Below are 17,893 nucleotides of genomic sequence, written 5' to 3'. Positions count from 1 at the left end.
TCTATTTCTTCTAGAAGAATTAAAACTCTGTGCCAAGCTTAAAGTTAAATGTATTGTTAATATCAGGTGATTGAAGAGCGCTATAAATTAGCCGAGCCACTAAAGACATATAAAATTTAGAGTCTTTGGAAGGGGAAAACTTTAGCGTACCACTCAAATCATTTCCTGCCGCCATGCCATTGACGAATGATCCTGTCAATTGATCTTTAATTGACAGTCGAAATTTCTCATTCACATCCCATTCTATGGCAGCCCCGATTGTTCCAGATGGAATGATCTCACCGCAGTATTTTTCTAATGCAATTCCATCCGAAACGTAATCGCCTGTGTTGCAACCAGAGCCACCATCAAACCAGATCAGAGAAGGGCCTAAAGAGACTCTTAAAGATAATTTCTTATTATCTAAAACCTTATAGCCAACACCAACTGAAAAAACATTCGTGTTAACACCAACATCATTGAGTGCATTGTAAGTGTAATCCGTGGAGGCATATGTACTCCACTTAGGAGAAGATAAAATTCTGTCATAGCGAATAGAGAATGCGCCTTGATTGGTGTCAATCGTTGACACACTTTCAGCATCTACACTCTTATCAAAGTCAAAGTTCGCCGAAGCATTCAACTCATGATCCGTTCCCTTGAAACGAGTGGAAGCCGAAAGAGAATAGCCAAATGACAAATCATCTCCCGTATTCGATCCATCAATCCCTACGTCAACCGAGCTGAGCCATCGCGATGGAGTGGGCTCTGGTTTAATCAAAGAGGCATCAATCTCCATGCGACCAAAATAAGGACTAAGAAGGACTTTCACCTTATTGCTACTTTCCTCTGGCAAGTACTCGCCACTGACCACATCTCCGTTAATCAGTTTAAATGTAAGATTTTCAGCTCGTGCATATTGAGGAACAATCATTGCACCAATGACAGCAAAAGCATAAACCCTCTTAGCCAGCAAGGATGAAAGATAGGTCAAAGACTGGGCAAGAGCACGGTCAACACTATAAACGAAAACGCCTCTCATGTAAGCCTTCTAAGCTCAGAGACTAGCCCTTAAACAATAAGTTCATATGTTCACTATCAGCCCAAAATCTGAGCCCACTCCTGCAGCGATCTGAATTAGATTCAAAAGAATTGTCCTTAAATATTCAACTAAAACCACAAGCAACAGACCCCAGTATGGCAAATAAATCTGGAACAAGCCATTCCAATCAAGAACTCATGCATCACCATTGCAAGAGAAAACCCATTACAAAAGTGACCCAATTAGGGCAAACGCTCTTGAGCTATCAACTACCGAAAGAATCCATAACTTCACAATCTGCGGCGAGAGCTCTGATTCCCTCTCTTACCGTTGATTAACATCGCCAACACCTTCATCCAAAGCTTGAATCTCTGATCGATCCGCTTCCATGAACAACTGAGCCGAGATTTTTACGCCCTACAGGCAGCTTGAAAAGCATCAGCAACTAAAGCGTCCTCTGATTGAGCGACACATTTTTTGCGTGGCCGCCATGCTGTTGTTCAGAACCCAAGTTCTGCGACAACAAAGCCATTGGTTCAACAGCAGCACCCAATAAGCCCTCGTCAAAGCATCCCTCCCCATCATGTCCTCCACCCTGCCCGGCGCCGTCAACAACGTTGACTCCATTCGCCTAGCCCTGCGTAGCTGGCCAGAAGTGGACGACTATCTGAACCATTGCAAAGGCGTGATCCTGCCACTTGGCTCCACCGAACAACATGGACCCACTGGCGCAATTGGCACCGATGCACTCACCGCTGAAGCAGTAGCTCTTGAAGTCGGCCGTCGCACAGGGGTGCTTGTCACACCGACCCAAGCCTTCGGGATGGCTGAACACCATCTCGGTTTCGCCGGAACGATGAGCTTAAAACCCGCCACTTTGCTCACATTGATCCACGATCTCGTGATATCCCTTGCCAACCATGGCTTCGAGCGGATCTTTGTGATCAACGGGCATGGCGGCAATATCGCCACCACTAAAGCCGCCTTTGCCCAGGCCTACAGCAGCGCCATCAGCAACGACCTACCCGTGGCATCCAAACTGCGATGCAAACTGGCCAACTGGTTTATGGCGGGCTCTGTCTTTCGCGCAGCCAGAGAGTTATATGGCGATCAAGAAGGCCAGCACGCCACTCCCAGCGAAATTGCTCTCACCTTGCACATAGAACCCAGTCTGCTCAGCAAACAACGGCCTCTAGCGGAGCCTGCCCCTGCAGGACCGATCCACGGCCCGGAGGATTTCCGCCGACGGCATCCTGATGGCCGCATGGGTTCAAACCCCTATCTCGCTAAGCCAGAGCATGGTGCCTCATTGCTAGAGACAGCGGCTACCGCGTTGAGCGAAGATCTAACAAGCTTCCTTACCGCAGCATGAGCAAGATCACCGCCAAAGACGTACGCAAAGTGGCCCAGCTAGCTCGCCTAGACCTGCCAGATGATCAGATCGCGACCTATACAGAGCAGTTAGAGAAAATCCTTGCTTACGTGGCCCAGCTTGAAGAAATTGATACCACGAACGTAAAGCCCACCACGCGAGCAGTAGAAGTGGTGAATGTGACGCGTACTGACGAGGTGTCTGCAACACCAGTACGCGAAGAACTTCTAAATCTTGCCCCTCAACGCGAAGGCGACTTCTTCAGAGTGCCAAAAATTTTGGCCGAATAATCAACGTTTCTTGGGTTCTGGCAAGACAGCAGTGCGATGCAATAAACCAATCCAACGTCTCCGCCAGCGGCGGCTGGGTATCAATTTGGCTAGTGGACGCATCTTGCTACGACGTGCTGTGTGGCTACGGACACCCAAAACGATGTCATAGAGAAAATTAAAGCCATCGGCTCGACTTTCAAAAAATCCGAGCCGCTGAGGTGATCCCCTGGCATCCAATAAAGGTTTTGTTGCTTCGTAGGCCGGCTTATACTCAAACCAGGGAATAGACGGCCATAAATGATGAACAAGATGATAATTCTGACCCATGATTAACCAATTCATCATCCTGCTTGGATACACTCTGGCGTTATGCCAACGGTCCCGTGCAGTAAAGGGACGATGGGGCAAATAGTCAAAGAAAAGGCCCAGGGTGACCCCAACCATTAAAGCAGGGCCAAACCAACAATTATAAACAAAATTCATGAAGTCAAAATGAAGACCAGCGATCACAATTGAAACAAAAAAACCTCGCTCAAGTCCCCACTGCATCAGCTCAAAGCGACGCCATAAACGTCGTTGAAAGAAGAAATATTCATGGTAGAAAAACCGCGGCGCAATCAACCAAAGCGGGCCAAAAGTGCTAACAATGTGATCCGGATCATTGTTGGGATCATTCACATGTGAGTGATGCTGAAGGTGCACTCTTGTGAACACAGGAAAACTAAAGCCCAGCAAAATTGCTGAACCATGACCCATGGCCTGATTAATCCAAGGATTCGGATGAGCCGCCTTATGACAAGCGTCATGAATCACCGTGCCTTCCATATGCAAGGCGAAGAACGCCAATGCCACCAGAACTTGTAAAGGCCAATCACCAAAACACCACTGCCAAATCGTTAGAGCCGCCAAGCCATAACCGCCCAGGAACAATCCCACGGTGGGATTCCAAGGGGAAGGCGGATCAAGGTACTCCTTCGGCACCGTTAGCTGTTGAGAGGCCGACTTGGAGCTGGCTTCAGCCTCAACAGGATCCGGGTTGGAGAGTGCCTGAGTCATCAAATGGAAACATACCCCCTGATCAAACCAAGGGCTTTAAAAAGGATGCCCACCGGGGGACTTGAACCCCCACGACCTAAGCCACTGGTACCTAAAACCAGCGCGTCTACCAATTCCGCCAGATGGGCACGTACTGAACTCTAAACACCACTCCAGAATGGGCCTACACCGTTGTGCCAAAGATGCTGGCCACACTCCTCGGGGAGTTCTCTCTCCTGCTCGGCCTGGCAGTACTGCTGCTACCGCTGCTTGCCACTGAACTCAGTCGCCCCCGTGACGGGCTGTGGGGAGCTGTGGTGCTCATGCTGGGGCTGGGGCTGATCACCAGCAGCGACCGCTTGCAGGGGACCCCAATGCTGGCAGTGATCTGTGGCGCACTACTCGTGAGCAGGCTCGGGGTAGAAGTCGCCCAAAACCGCTGGCAACAACTCAGTGCGGATGATCAGCAAGGGCTGATTTCTCGGGAGCGATGGACCACCAGCCTCAAGCAACTAGGAGCCTCTATCGCAAACCTGGGCAGCACCCTCCAGGGATTGATGGAACGGCTGCGGCCAAAACCCAACGCTGACCAAGACTCAGCTTTGGCCAACGAGATCACATCAGCGGAGGGATCTGAACCCAGCCCTGAATCAGGAGAAAGTCCTGAACCTCTCACCACTGAGAGTTTCAAAGAACTGTTTGCCTCACTGGCAAGCATCGGTGACAGGCTCAACGGGTTGATCGAACGGGTGCGGCCAAAAGCAAACGCAAGCAAGAAAAAATGGGTGCGTCCTGAACCAACCGCAGACCAAAACTCAGCACCAGCTGTTGAGCAACAGCCATCTACAAGCCAACCTTCATCAGCAAATCAACAAGCCGCCGACATTCCCCCAGCGGTGTCAACCGAGGCGGCAGCAGCCGATCAAGCAAAAACCAACTCTGAACTTAAAGAAAGTTCTACGGCTCAAGCCAATACCAGCCTCAAGACATCGGTAGCCCCCAAGCAGACCGCTGAGCAACGATCAGAAGATCAGCAACCCGATGAGAGCAAACAAGCTGTTGACGTTGGCAGCACTGACTCCCCTAAAGACTCAACACACCCTGAAGCAAAGGTTCAAGAACGCCAAGAGCCGAAAGCAAGCCAGCAGCAGACTTCAACGCCACAGCAAACTTTTGACCAACAGCCAACTCAAACTCAACAGCCATCTCAAACTCAACAGCCATCTCAAACTAAACAGCCCAAAGACATCCTCCAGGCGGGCCCCGCCAAGGCCCCAACAGATAGCGAGCCAGAAACAACTTCAGACACTGAAGACATTCAAGAGACACCAGCGGTAAAAACTGAATCGAAACAGCCTCCCATTGATAATCTCTCCTGCTGCAGTGACGCCGTGACCCAGGAAAAACACCCGGATGGTGTTGCACGAACCTCCTACAAGGACACTCTCAACCTCTTGCAAACCAGCTTTGGCATGCGCGCCAATGCAAGCCAACGAGAACCAGAGTTACAAGAGTTCTGGAAGCAACAAGGCATTGATTTAGCGCTTGGTCTGAACAATCAGGGCCAAAACTTCACCCTTCATGACGGGCCGCCCTACGCCAATGGAGCCCTGCATATGGGCCATGCCCTCAACAAGGTGCTGAAAGACATCATCAACAAGCATCAAATCCTGCGTGGCCGTCAAGTGCGTTTCGTGCCCGGTTGGGACTGCCACGGCCTTCCGATCGAACTGAAGGTGTTGCAGAACCTCAATCAAGAGCAGCGCGAAGCACTCACACCACTGAAATTGCGCAAGAAAGCCGCAGCCTTTGCACGCAAGCAAGTGGACAGCCAAATGGCAGGCTTCCGCCGCTGGGGCGTCTGGGCCGACTGGGAGCATCCCTACCTAACGCTCCAGAAGGAATACGAAGCCGCCCAAATCCAAGTGTTCGGCACGATGTTTCAGAAGGGATACATCTATCGGGGACTCAAGCCGGTGCACTGGAGTCCCAGCTCCCGTACAGCCCTTGCTGAAGCGGAGCTGGAATATCCAGACGGTCACACCAGCCCAAGTGTCTACGCTGCTTTTCCAGCAGCGAAGCTGCCCGAGAGCTTGCGCACATCTCTTAGCAATCAGGGCCTAGAGCTACCGCATAACGGCCTCGAACTCGGCCAAGCCCTTCAAATTGCAATCTGGACCACCACTCCCTGGACTCTTCCCGCCAACCTTGCGGTTTCGGTCAACGAGAAACTCGACTACTGCTTTGCAGTTGACAACCAAGGTCGACTCCTACTAGTGGCCGCTGAGTTGTTGCCATCGTTACGCGACACCCTCGCGCTGGAACTCACAGCTCGCGCCTCGGTCAAGGGAGCCCTTCTTGCAGGTCTCATCTACAAACACCCACTACTGGATCGAGACAGTCCGATCGTGATCGGCGGTGAATACATCACCACCGAATCGGGAACTGGTCTTGTGCACACGGCCCCAGGCCATGGTGTCGACGACTTCAACACAGGCCAAAAGAACGACCTGGGCATGCTCTGCCCAGTAGACGAAAGCGGAACAATGACAAGCGAGGCGGGTCCATTCGCTGGTCTCAACGTGCTCAAAGACGCCAACCCCACCATCATTGCGGCACTTAAGGAAAGAGGTGCTCTGCTGAAGCACGAACCCTATGCCCACCGCTACCCCTATGACTGGCGAACAAAGAAACCCACCATTTTTCGTGCCACAGAGCAATGGTTTGCCTCTGTCGAAGGCTTCCGCAATGAAGCATTGACAGCCATCAACAGCGTGGAGTGGCTACCAGCCTCGGGCCGCAATCGCATGGAAGCGATGGTGCGAGAACGGGGCGACTGGTGTATTTCCAGGCAACGCACTTGGGGCGTGCCGATTCCAGTGTTCTACGAGCGAGAAGGCAATGAGGTGCTGTTGAACGACGAGACCCTTGCTCATGTCAAGGCCCTGATCACAGAACATGGTGCCGACGTGTGGTGGGAACGCAACGAAGTCGAGCTGTTGCCACCGGCCTATGCCGCAGAAGCTGAACGATGGCGCAAAGGAACCGACACGATGGACGTATGGTTTGACTCGGGCTCGAGTTGGGCGGCTGTTGCTAGTCAACAAGATGGCCTCGCCTACCCTGCCGAGCTGTACCTAGAAGGCTCTGACCAACACAGGGGCTGGTTTCAGTCTTCTTTGCTGACCTCCGTAGCCATCAACAGCCAAGCTCCCTATCGGCAGGTGCTCACCCATGGCTTCGCCCTCGATGAGAAGGGCCGGAAAATGAGCAAATCGCTAGGGAATGTCGTCGATCCAGCGGTGATTATCGACGGTGGCAAAAACCAGAAACAAGAACCTCCCTACGGCGCCGACGTTCTGCGCCTATGGGTGAGCTCTGTGGATTACTCCGCCGATGTTCCGATCGGAGCCAGCATTCTGCGTCAGATCTCAGATGTGTATCGCAAGGTGCGTAACACGTCCCGCTATCTGCTGGGAAACCTGCACGACTTCGATCCCGAGCACGACGCTATTCCCGTACCAGAGCTACCCCTACTCGATCGCTGGATGCTGCAACGCACAGCTGAGGTCATGGATGAGATTTCAACGGCCTTTGATCGCTACGAGTTCTATCGCTTCTTCCAGTTACTCCAGAGCTACTGCGTGGTAGACCTATCGAACTTCTACCTCGATATTGCCAAGGACCGGCTCTATGTGAGCTCACCATTCGAGCGTCGCCGACGCAGCTGTCAAACGGTGATGGCTCTCATCATTGAGCGTCTAGCTGGGGCCATTTCCCCGGTGCTATGTCATATGGCCGAAGACATCTGGCAGAACCTGCCCTACTCCGTAGCTGAAGACTCTGTCTTTCGTAGGGGATGGCCCACGGTCCCAGAGACCTGGCGAGACCCCTCAATGATGGCGCCAATGCACCAGCTACGTGAACTGCGCAGCGCCGTGAACCGCGTTCTAGAAGACTGCCGAAGCCAAGGGGAGCTGGGTGCAGCACTTGAAGCAGCTGTCCGATTGGAAGCACACAGCGAAGCCCTCCAGGAAGCACTCGACTGGCTCAGGCAACAAGGAGATCCCGATGTGGATGGATTGCGCGACTGGTTGCTGGTGTCTCACTTACAAGTAGGTGGTGAACCATGGGCAGAACTACTGGCAAGTCAGGACAACGCCTTGGCGACGATCGAGGTTGCCAGAGCTCGCGGTAGCAAATGCGAACGTTGTTGGCACTACGAAACTGATGTCGGCCAGCACACGACACATCCCACCCTTTGCGGTCGCTGCGTGGGCGTGCTCGAACATCAATAAAAAGGGGTCTCAACTACATCCACCCCCATCCATCACAACCATGTCATCAGCACTGAGCCTCTGCCTCATTAGCGATATCCAGAGGCTTATCCAAGTCAATGCGATGATGACATCAGCTCATCAGCAGCACATACTTATCCAGAACGGCAGTCATTGAACATTCTGCTTGAACAAGCAAAACTCAAAGCATCGAAAGGGAGCCAAAAAATCATTCAATCGAGCAATGGATTCAATGATCAATCCTCCATCAAAAAGCTCCGGTAGCAGAATCCGGCAATGACAGAGGGTCAACTTCAGGCAAACCAGATAGAAAAGATGCCTCTTCTTTGCTGGCCTGCTCTAAAAGGCCTGCATTCGAATTTGTATTAGCCTCTGCGGAAGGTGATCCACAGATAACCGCAGCAATACAAATTGCAGCAATCAGAGTAAAGGACTTGTCGGTAATCAGCTCGGCTTTGTCGAATGTCATTGTCCTGATTTGGTTGTGAGGACAACCTGTCCTCGATGCACATAGCTTCTCCGCAAGTTCTCTGTGTTGTGTTGACGCGCCGCAAGACCTGAGGTGATTTTGCTCACAGATCCTCTATCGCATCAAAGGCAATAGGGTCAGAATTCACCAGCAACCCGACCCTGACGGGGAAGTCGCACCAGAAGCCACTGCAGCAAGCCCACGACATAAGCCACCAAGGCCACATAACCAATAAATGCGGCGACCGCTTCGGTCCACTGTCCACCGAAAACGAAATCGAACAGTCGCTCCGCAACCCGATGCAACCCCTGCGGAGCCTCAAACCAGACGCGACAATTAGCCCCTGCAACGTCCTTCATGCAAGCAAGACTGGTTGACGCCATAGCTGCCGCCATTAGACCGAATCCGCTCAGAGCCCAGCGCCAAATACGCACCGTTAATGGCAGAGGCCGCCAGGGAGGTAAATCGGCAAGCTCCTCATTAAGGTCGACCCAAAACCAAACTGAAGCCACCATCAACAAGGGGGCCAAAAAGGTCGTCAGATAACCAATAGGCCTTTGATCGGTCAGCAACAGCACGCTGATGGCTAGCAAACTGGCAATCTTCCAATAGATAGTCAGTAAACGCACCATCGAAGCCTCCCGACGCACCGAAGCCCAGATCAACAAAACAAATGGCAGGCCCAGTGCAAACATTGCCGCAAGGCGGTAGGTCAGCCAGACCAGAGTGCGATAAGGGAGTTCAGGCACTTAGGAGGTTCGTGAAGGCGTCATTATCAATGCTGGCCTGAGTTCCGTCAGTGTTGTTAGGGTCCAATTCATGGAGCCCTTCTCTCCGCTCAATTGGTTCAGACGCAGCTCATCCCAGGCCAGCTGCCGAACGGCATTGTCCAGCCAACCTTCCCTTGAGGCTGCGGTCAACGAGGTGGCGGCAGCCCTGGCGGGGGGCAGCTCTGCCGATCTAGCACTCGTCTTTGCCTCCACCCACTACGCCAGCGATCTACAGCGATTGCTGCCTTTATTGCAGCGTCGACTGAAAGCAACCCACTGGTTGGGGTGTGCCGGTGGAGGCGTGATTGGCACCACAGCCAAAGGGAATGCCTCAGAACTCGAAAAAGAACCTGCTCTCAGCATCACCATGCTGCAGCTGCCAGGAGCCATTCTCAAGCCCTTCTGCCTTGAAACCCAGTCATTACCAGACTTAGATGGACCAGCTCAGCACTGGCAAGAATGGGTTGGCGCTGATCCTTTCAATGCCCGCAGCATGTTGCTGCTTGTGGATCCCAGCTCACGCTCCATCAATGATCTCATTAGCGGCCTGGATTACGCCTACCCAACCACGACCAAACTCGGTGGCATTGCAGGCCCTCATAATGCCCCTCATGGCTCCCTGTTCTTTGACGACCGCGTTGTCATGGGCGCCGTTGGCTGCAGCTTTGGCGGCGACTGGAATCTGGAAGTCGTGGTCGCACAGGGTTGCAAACCGATTGGGCCTGTGTTCGCCATTGAACAGGTTCAAAAAAATATTCTTTTGGAGCTCAGTCACGAAAACCAGCGGGACAGTCCGATGGCCTGCCTACAACGAGTGCTAGATGATCTCTCAGAAGAAGAACGAGAAATGGTCCGGCATTCACTTTTTTTAGGAATAGAACGACGCGATCTGGTGTTAGCAGGTACCGGAGCACCTCAGCCTCAAGGAGCTTTTTTGGTGAGGAACCTGATCGGAGTAGATCCCAAGAATGGTGCCGTTGCTGTCGCCGAGCAAATAAGAGCTGGCCAGAACGTGCAATTTCAGCTGCGGGAAGCTGAGGCCTCACGGCAGGAATCTGAGCAACTGCTCGGTGCCGCAAGAGAGCGCAATACCAGCCCCCCTCTCTTCGGCCTATTAATGGCTTGCCTCGGGCGAGGACATGGCCTCTACGGCGTTCCCAATGGTGATGTACACATCGCACGCAAGCTGATGGCAGAACTGCCTATCGCTGGAGTGTTCTGCAACGGTGAAATCGGCCCTGCCGGAGGCGTTGGCGCTACCCACATTCACGGTTACACGGCCTGCTGGGGTTTGCTTAGGCATGACCCCTCTGCCTCGGAACCAACCAAATCGGTCTAAGTGTGCGCCAGCACGTCAATCCCCTCAGCCGTTTCTTCCAACTTCCAAGGCCACTGCCAAGCCCGGAAGAAATGTTTGCGCAATCCAGCCGCCCTCTCCATCTCGACATCGGTTGTGCTCGAGGTGGCTTCCTGTTAAGCCTGGCTCCACTTCAACCAGAGTGGAATCATGTGGGTGTTGAGATTCGGCACCCGCTTGTACTTTCAGCGGAAAGGGATCGACAAGAACTCGAACTCGACAACCTCCGCTTCTTGTTCTGCAACGTCAATGTGAGCCTTGAGGAATGGCTTGATGCCCTGCCTAGAGATCAGCTGCAATGGGTGTCCATCCAGTTCCCAGACCCCTGGTTTAAACGTCGTCATCAGAAGCGCAGGGTGCTGCAACCCTCCCTGTTAATCGCCTTAGCAACAGCTTTGCAACCAGGCCGTGAACTCTTTATCCAGAGTGATGTGCTGTCTGTTATCGAGCCGATGGTGATGCTGATTGAACAAAGCAACTGTTTCGAGCGTCCTAGAGATGATTCCCAAGCCTGGCAAAGGGCCAACCCAATGCCCGTGCCGACGGAGCGAGAACGTTATGTGCTCGATCAGGGCTTACAGGTTTACCGCAGGCTCTACCAACGCAACGACCAACAAGCTCCTGAGCTGTCCAGCCTCGAAGCTTTATGGCAACAGGTCGATAATCCCAGTGAAGAAGAACATAGCGACTGCTGATGCCTAAGACTGCGGCCCCACAGCCCCTTCTACTGCGCTGGCAGGGACGCATTCCCTCCTCTGAGGCGATGCAAATGCGCCTGCAGTGGATTGCTGGGTTGCTGTTGATGATGCTCCTAGCAACCCTGCCCATGCTGACTCGAACCGGGCTTGGACTAACAATCCTCGCGGCCGGAGCGTTATGGATCATCTGGGGCTGCGTGACACCAGCTGGCCGAATTGGAAGCATCAGTAGCTGGTTACTTGTGTTTCTCGCTATTGCATTGCTCGCCACAGGATTCTCACCCGTTCCATTGGCAGCTGCCAAAGGATTGATCAAACTCATCAGCTACCTGGGGGTGTACGCACTGATGCGACAGCTACTAGCCACCAGGAGCGACTGGTGGGATCGCCTGGTTGCTGCCCTCCTAATCGGGGAACTGATCTCTTCTGTGATCGCAATCAGGCAGCTCTATGCCCCCGCGGAGGAAATGGCCCACTGGGCAGATCCCAATTCAGTGGCGGCAGGGACAGTGCGAATTTATGGTCCGCTTGGTAATCCCAATCTGCTAGCCGGCTACCTCATACCCATCCTGCCGCTGGCCTTAGTAGCCCTACTGAGATGGCAAGGCTTGGGGGCAAAGCTTTACGCGATGGTCGCTCTAGGGCTTGGCATCACAGCAACCCTATTCAGCTTCAGCCGCGGTGGATGGCTAGGCATGCTTTCCGCTCTAGCTGTGATTTTGGTGCTGCTGCTGTTGCGCAGTACCAGCCACTGGCCTCTCTTCTGGCGTCGTCTGCTGCCCCTAATCGTGATTGTTTTGGGCACAGCCATGCTGGTGATAGCCGCAACCCAGATTGAGCCCATCCGCACCCGAATCACAAGCTTGATCGCAGGGCGAAGTGACAGCTCTAACAACTTCCGCATCAACGTTTGGCTATCGAGCCTTGAAATGATTCAGGCACGCCCGTGGCTTGGTATTGGCCCTGGCAACGCTGCCTTCAACAGGATCTATCCGCTCTTTCAACAGCCCAAATTCAACGCCCTAAGTGCCTACTCTGTTCCCCTGGAAATCCTTGTCGAAACCGGACTACCTGGCCTCATTGCAAGTCTCGCTCTAGTAATCACTAGCATGCACAAGGGCCTCGCTGGCCTCAACTCAAACAATCCGCTGGCCCTCCCCGCTCTGGCAAGCCTGGCCGCCATGGCTGGGCTTGCGGTTCATGGCATCACAGATACCATTTTTTTTCGACCTGAGGTTCAACTCGTGGGCTGGTTCTGCCTCGCCACACTGGCCCAAACACAGCCAGAACAAAAGCAACTCCAACAGACAGCGTGAACGGCCTTTTCCTGGCAGGATTTGATGCAGGCCAAACCCAAACCCGATGCCGCCTAAGCCGCTGGCATCAAAATCAGTGGTTGCCGATTACAGAGGGCCTCGGCAGCGGCGTCATTCACCTGCAGGCCTCTGACGGTGAAGAACGCTTTGAGAAAGCACTGCGAAGCAGCTTCAGCAAAGCTGTCGGCAATGCTGGATTGAGATCTGAAAAAGCTCTGATCTCTGCAGCGGCCGTCGGAGCAAGCGGAATAGAACATGACACCCCACTGCAAGAGCAAGCGCAGCACTTACTCGCGCGTTGTCTAAACATCCCATCAAACCAATGCCTAGCAACTGGGGATGAACGCACAGCCCTGCATGGGGCCTTCCCCCAAGACGCAGGCATTGTGCTGATCAGTGGCACCGGCATGATCTGCATCGGGCGAAACGATCAAGGAAAAGAACAACGCTGTGGCGGCTGGGGTTGGCTACTTGATGAGGGTGGCTCAGCTCAAAACCTCGGACAAAAGGGGCTACAGCTCAGCCTGCGCATGGCCGATGGCCGCATCCCCGATCGACCTCTGCGCGAGAAACTCTGGCGCGCTCTCAATTGCTCATCGGCAGCAGCTATCAAAGCCCTTGTTGTGCAGCCCAGTTTCGGTGCTGCCGGGTTTGCTCAACTCGCGCCACTCGTCGTTGCAGAAGCCCAGGTAGGCGATAAGGATGCCATTGCGATCCTTGAACAATCAGCCCACTGCATCGCCGAAGCGATCGCAGGAGTTGCCCAAAGCCTTGAGCTATCGGCTCCCCAGATCTGTGGCAACGGCGGAGCCTTTGAACATCTACAACCCTTTCGCCAGCTGATCGAGCAAGCCATTGCCAAGCGACTGCCTACTGCAAGCTGGATCAAAGGCCAGGGGGATGCCCTGGATGGTGCTTTGCAGCTTGCACTCCGCCAACTCAAACGCAACCCCGATTGAGGTGTTGCTCGGCAAGGTCGGCCAACTGTGCTGTCCAGAACTCCACGTCAGCAGAATCCGACGCTTCAATCATCACCCTTAACAACGGCTCCGTTCCACTCGCCCTTACCAAGACTCTGCCGTCTTCACCCATGGCTGCTTCTGCCGCCAAAACCGCCTCCTGCAGAGGCTCACAATGCTGCCAACCCATACGTCGTTCCAAATCAGGAACGCGCACATTGACCAACTTTTGTGGGAACGCCTGGAAACTCTGATCCAACCACTCAGCAAGACTCAGCCCCCTGCCATGACAGAGGGTGGCAAGCTGCAAAGCAGTAAGTACACCATCACCACAAAGCCCATGAGCTGCTGAAAGGATATGGCCAGACTGTTCACCACCTAAAGCCGCATTGCTCTCCACCATGGCGGCATAGACATGCTGATCACCCACCGGCGTGCGTTCAAGAACCCCGCCTCTTTGCTGCCAAGCCCTCTCAAATCCGAGATTCGACATCACCGTGGCCACAAGCCTTTGTTGAGGTAAAGCCTGCTGATCCTGAAGGTCTGATCCCCAGAGGTAGAGCACATGGTCACCATCGACGACGCGACCCTGTCCATCCAAAGCCAGCATCCGATCAGCATCCCCATCAAAGGCAAAGCCCATGATCGCGCCGCGCTCAATCACAGCTCGACGCAACGGCTCGAGCTGGGTAGAACCACAACCGACATTGATGCGCCTTCCATCCGGTTCACCATGCAACACAGTGAGATCAGCCCCAAGGGCCGCAAACACCTCAGCACCACAGGCTGTCGCCGCTCCCCAGCAGAGATCAAGCACAATGGGCACGCCATCCAGGCGTTGATGCAGCACTGAGGCAAGCAGGGCATCGCGATAGTGGCTAAGCAGCTCGTCGCGCTGATAAGCAGGGCCGCAACTCGTGATCGTTGGTCGACCTTTGTCACCAATGGCCTCGCCGCGAAGCCCCGCTTCGATGAGACCCTGCTTGGCTGGGCTGAGTTTGGCACCATCGGCCCCAAACACCTTGATGCCATTGTCTTCAGGTGGGTTATGACTTGCTGAAACCATCAAACCGCCTGCAGCGCCAAGCTTGCGAATTAATCCAGGCACTGCGGGGGTAGGACATAGGCCCAAGGTCCACACTTCCCGACCTGCAGCGGTTAAACCAGCCGTCAATGCCGAGGCCACCATGGCCCCACTGCTACGGGAATCCATCCCGATCAACACCGGGCCTTGATCAGGCAACACCTGACCACACCAGTAGCCCACCTGCAAAATAAACGCAGGCGTCAACAACGTTCCGACCCGACCGCGAATGCCATCTGTGCCGAAACTGGCCTGGGCCGTCCCGAGGGGAACACCTAAGGGGTCAAGAGCAGCAAAGACCATCAGGTCTCAATAGTGGACTGAAGATTAAAGGGCATGCGGCTGAGACTCAATCGAGAGGGGACATGATCGAAGACAGTCTCAACGCCAAAAGCATGGGGGCCCAGAGCAAAGTGACGAGCTCAGGCACACTTCAAACCACAACCAAAGCCATAAATAACCAAAGCCACAATCCATCAAGGCCGCAACTGCATTGGCCAAAGCCAGCGCAATCCCCCAATGAATCATGCCGCTTCCTCAACGGGTGCACACTCAGAGCGCTGAGCCTGAGCAAGCGGCATCAATCCTTGCGAAGACTGCATCACACATCTGGACTTCATCGCCACAGAATGCCAACAGTTTCTGCTCTGGCGTGATCGCGAGCCCCTTTCGCGGATTCCCTCTACTCGGAGGTACAGCCCTACTCAGCTTGGCGGCAAGCCTCGCTGGGCAAGCCCTTTTAAAACCACAGCTCAAGCGACTTACGCCAAGAATGTCGCAAACAGAGCTCTGGCAGGCCTATCGCTGGTCAATCGATCCCCAGCAACGCCGAGATGCCTCATTGCTACTCGTGAGCAAAACAAAAGGATCAACCCTTAGGCATCAGAGGCTGTTGGCCGGCCAAGGCTGGGGGAACAGCCCCTTAGCAGCCGTTGCCCTCAAGCTGCAAGCCCAAACAGCCGAGCGTCTTGGGGAAAAATCAAAGGCCAATCATCTTTGGCAAAGCCTGCTGAAACGTTTTCCAAACACGACGACGGCGGCTGATGCGTATTACAGCCTCGGGCGCCATAACCCTGAACTGCGACAGCAACTCCTCGAGCAACATCCTGCTCATCCAGCGGCACTAGCCAGCGCAATTGAACTGGATACCAGCAACAGTCGCCATCAAAGAGCCATTCACCTCACGCGTTGGGGGGTCTTCTGGCCAGGTGCCGCAGAAGTCCTACGCAGCGCCTGCAGCGCTCCGGCAAGGAACGGACATTCAAACCAAGAGCGACAAGAACTAGCCCTTGGTCTTGCACAACTAGGCGACGGCAGAACAGCCCTGAGCTGCCTACAAGAACAACCCCCTGATCCTGCAACAGCCCTAGCCATTGGCCAGACACTGCTACGAGGCAATAAGGAAGAACAACTCCAGGGCGAATCTCTGCTCTTGAAGCTGGCTCAAAACGATCCAGAGGCTGCTGAAAGCCTTGAAGCGGTGAGCCTCCTCAGTGAACCTCTTCATCCGAAGGCAACTCTGCTGGAGTCCTTGCCGCCTGCCCTTGCTGATCGTTCCCCCAGCGTGGCGGCAGCCCGCGTACGCCTCGAAAATGGGATCCAAGCAGACGAGGTGTTTCAACGCTGGCCTGATAGTCCTGCTAGCTGGCAACTGCAATGGGATCTGAGCCGAGACGCTCTGCTGAAAGAGGAATGGAACAAGGCCCAATCGATTCTCGAAAGCATCCCAACCCAAAAATTGCCGGAGCCCCTCGCCGCTAGGCAACAGTTCTGGATCGGATTCACTGCCTCCAAGCAGGGTCGCAATCGAGAGGCCACCAAGATCTGGGAAAAGCTGCTGCGATCCCAGCCCAATGGTTACTACACCTGGCGCGCCCAGGCACGCCTTGGTCGAGCTGATCTTCCTGCACTGCTAGGGCAACCCGTATCAATTTCAAACCCTGAGCTCCCATTCTGGACCCCACTAGGCAGTGGAGAAAAGCTTGTAGACGAACTCTGGCGACTTGGTCTGGCAATGGAGGCCTGGGAAACGTGGCTGACTCTGAGGGTTGAAGTCGCTCGCGCACAACATGATCCCAACACCAGGATGGTGGAAGGGCGGCTCAGGATGGCCGTCGGCGATGACTGGACGGGGCTAAGTCGGCTCTGGCGAACAAGCCTGCGACTCGTAGGAGAGGACTGCCACACACGCCAACTGCTCCATCACAGCCAACATCCATATCGCTTTTGGCCTGAGATCAAAAAAGCGAGTCACCGCAGTGACGTCCGAGCTGAACTATTGCTGGCCATAGCAAAGCAAGAATCACGCTTCTCGCCAGGCGTGGAGTCTCCAGTAGGCGCAATAGGGCTGATGCAACTGATGCCGGAAACAGCGGCAGAACTCAGCGATAGCCCTCTGAACAAGCAAGTGCTGGCCACTCCTGAAACCAATATCGAACTTGGGGCCCGTTACCTAGCAATGCTGCTGAAGCAATGGCAAGGCAATCCATGGCTGACAGTGGGCAGTTACAACGCAGGGCCAGCTGCAGTAGCCGACTGGCTAACCCCAGAACTGGCTGCGGACCCTGAGCTCTGGGTGGAACGAATCCCTTACCCAGAGACACGGCTGTATACAAAAAAGGTTCTCGGCAACCTCTGGAGCTATTTAGGCCTATCCAGCCAAAAGCTCTGCGAGACGGGGATGTAAAGGTGTAGAGATCTGCTGGCCAATCCATATCCCGCCAAGCAAAATCAAACCCAGAGCAATCGCCATCACAACCGGTGGTGGAACCACACGAATGCGAGTGAGATCCAAGCGCGCAAGCAATACCGCAGAAGCAAGGATGAGAACATCCGCAAGCAGGCTCAGGTGCAGTAGGTACAGGCCAGCGGTGATCACCAACAACAAAACCACCAGCAAACTGATTGCACGACTGGCAGCCATCAGCAAGGAGACCTGACGCAAGATCAGATCCGGCATCGTGCAAATCACGACCAACACGACAGCCTGAAGGACCTCAACAATCCAGAAGAGCTCAACATCAATACCGAGGCTGTTTATCTGCTCAGCCTGAAGCAACGACCAATGGTTGCCCATAACGACCGCCACCCCAAAGAGCAACAGCAACGACGGGGCACGAAAGGGCACAACGAGGAGACGCAGCATCAGCATCAGCCTCAACGAATGGTGAAAAGACGCTTCACTTCTGAACAGTTAGCCCATTGAAGCGAGCAACAACAACAAAACAGACCTGCCAAAGTGC

Annotated in this window: 14 protein-coding genes and 1 tRNA gene; 8 read left to right on the top strand and 7 right to left on the bottom strand. The window is 54.1% G+C overall.

Annotation, left to right across the window (positions count from 1 at the left end; translation table 11 throughout):
- Positions 1-19: 19 nt before the first annotated feature.
- Positions 20-1,021, bottom strand: a complete 1,002-nt coding sequence (locus PMIT1303_RS12345; RefSeq protein WP_063398910.1) for a DUF481 domain-containing protein — start codon at positions 1,019-1,021, stop codon at positions 20-22.
- 583 nt (positions 1,022-1,604) lie between these two features.
- Between PMIT1303_RS12345 and PMIT1303_RS12340 the strand changes: the two genes are divergently transcribed.
- Together PMIT1303_RS12340 and gatC are read left to right on the top strand one after the other, a co-directional pair.
- Positions 1,605-2,393: a creatininase family protein gene (locus PMIT1303_RS12340; protein WP_063398909.1), complete on the top strand. Its 789-nt coding sequence runs from the start codon at positions 1,605-1,607 to the stop codon at positions 2,391-2,393.
- Positions 2,390-2,683, top strand: a complete 294-nt coding sequence (gene gatC, locus PMIT1303_RS12335) for an Asp-tRNA(Asn)/Glu-tRNA(Gln) amidotransferase subunit GatC (protein ID WP_011827016.1) — start codon at positions 2,390-2,392, stop codon at positions 2,681-2,683. Before PMIT1303_RS12340 ends, gatC begins: the two co-directional genes overlap by 4 nt.
- Here the strand turns inward: gatC and crtR are convergent, their stop codons facing one another.
- Together crtR and PMIT1303_RS12325 are read right to left on the bottom strand one after the other, a co-directional pair.
- A complete protein-coding gene (gene crtR, locus PMIT1303_RS12330; RefSeq protein WP_063398908.1) occupies positions 2,684-3,721 on the bottom strand; it encodes a beta-carotene hydroxylase in 1,038 nt (345 codons plus the stop codon).
- A 46-nt stretch (positions 3,722-3,767) separates the two neighbouring features.
- Positions 3,768-3,849: transfer RNA gene (locus PMIT1303_RS12325), tRNA-Leu, on the bottom strand.
- Between the two features lie 1,242 nt (positions 3,850-5,091).
- On the opposite strand from PMIT1303_RS12325, the gene ileS reads away from it, so the two are divergent.
- Positions 5,092-7,998: an isoleucine--tRNA ligase gene (gene ileS / locus PMIT1303_RS12320; RefSeq protein ID WP_063399004.1), complete on the top strand. Its 2,907-nt coding sequence runs from the start codon at positions 5,092-5,094 to the stop codon at positions 7,996-7,998.
- Between the two features lie 247 nt (positions 7,999-8,245).
- On the opposite strand, the gene PMIT1303_RS12315 is transcribed toward ileS, so the two are convergent.
- Positions 8,246-8,467: a hypothetical protein gene (locus tag PMIT1303_RS12315; protein WP_063398907.1), complete on the bottom strand. Its 222-nt coding sequence runs from the start codon at positions 8,465-8,467 to the stop codon at positions 8,246-8,248.
- 137 nt (positions 8,468-8,604) lie between these two features.
- Positions 8,605-9,216, bottom strand: coding sequence for a DUF3177 family protein (locus PMIT1303_RS12310; protein ID WP_011827021.1), 612 nt, complete (start codon positions 9,214-9,216; stop codon positions 8,605-8,607).
- Positions 9,217-9,286: 70 nt separating this feature from the next.
- On the opposite strand from PMIT1303_RS12310, the gene PMIT1303_RS12305 reads away from it, so the two are divergent.
- The 4 genes from PMIT1303_RS12305 to PMIT1303_RS12290 are packed head-to-tail and all read left to right on the top strand — an operon-like array spanning position 9,287 to position 13,567.
- Entirely contained in the window at positions 9,287-10,576 is a 1,290-nt protein-coding gene (locus tag PMIT1303_RS12305; RefSeq protein WP_063398906.1) for an FIST N-terminal domain-containing protein, read from the top strand.
- A gap of 2 nt (positions 10,577-10,578) precedes the next feature.
- Positions 10,579-11,289, top strand: coding sequence for a tRNA (guanosine(46)-N7)-methyltransferase TrmB (trmB, locus tag PMIT1303_RS12300; RefSeq protein ID WP_063398905.1), 711 nt, complete (start codon positions 10,579-10,581; stop codon positions 11,287-11,289).
- Positions 11,289-12,608 carry an IctB family putative bicarbonate transporter gene (locus PMIT1303_RS12295; RefSeq protein WP_063398904.1) on the top strand — a complete coding sequence of 440 codons (1,320 nt, stop codon included), beginning with the start codon at positions 11,289-11,291 and terminating at the stop codon, positions 12,606-12,608. Before trmB ends, PMIT1303_RS12295 begins: the two co-directional genes overlap by 1 nt.
- Positions 12,605-13,567 (top strand): N-acetylglucosamine kinase, encoded by a 963-nt coding sequence (locus tag PMIT1303_RS12290; RefSeq protein WP_063398903.1) that lies wholly within the window; start codon positions 12,605-12,607, stop codon positions 13,565-13,567. Before PMIT1303_RS12295 ends, PMIT1303_RS12290 begins: the two co-directional genes overlap by 4 nt.
- Here the strand turns inward: PMIT1303_RS12290 and glmM are convergent.
- Complete coding sequence (gene glmM, locus PMIT1303_RS12285) at positions 13,548-14,954, bottom strand: phosphoglucosamine mutase (RefSeq protein ID WP_063398902.1); 1,407 nt, start codon at positions 14,952-14,954, stop codon at positions 13,548-13,550. The two genes, PMIT1303_RS12290 and glmM, sit on opposite strands and share 20 nt — an antisense overlap.
- A gap of 349 nt (positions 14,955-15,303) precedes the next feature.
- Between glmM and PMIT1303_RS12280 the strand changes: the two genes are divergently transcribed.
- Entirely contained in the window at positions 15,304-17,337 is a 2,034-nt protein-coding gene (locus tag PMIT1303_RS12280) for a lytic transglycosylase domain-containing protein (RefSeq protein ID WP_063399003.1), read from the top strand.
- Here PMIT1303_RS12280 and PMIT1303_RS12275 read toward each other — a convergent pair.
- On the bottom strand, positions 17,302-17,796 hold the full coding sequence (locus PMIT1303_RS12275; RefSeq protein WP_082824511.1) for a hypothetical protein: 495 nt from the start codon (positions 17,794-17,796) through the stop codon (positions 17,302-17,304). The two genes, PMIT1303_RS12280 and PMIT1303_RS12275, sit on opposite strands and share 36 nt — an antisense overlap.
- Between the last annotated feature and the right edge of the window lie 97 nt (positions 17,797-17,893).

It is taken from the genome of Prochlorococcus sp. MIT 1303 (assembly GCF_001631965.1).
Taxonomy (GTDB): Bacteria; Cyanobacteriota; Cyanobacteriia; order PCC-6307; family Cyanobiaceae; genus Prochlorococcus; species Prochlorococcus marinus_D.
The sequence above is the reverse complement of the archived record's forward strand: the minus strand, read 5'-3'. Positions and strand labels throughout refer to the sequence as shown.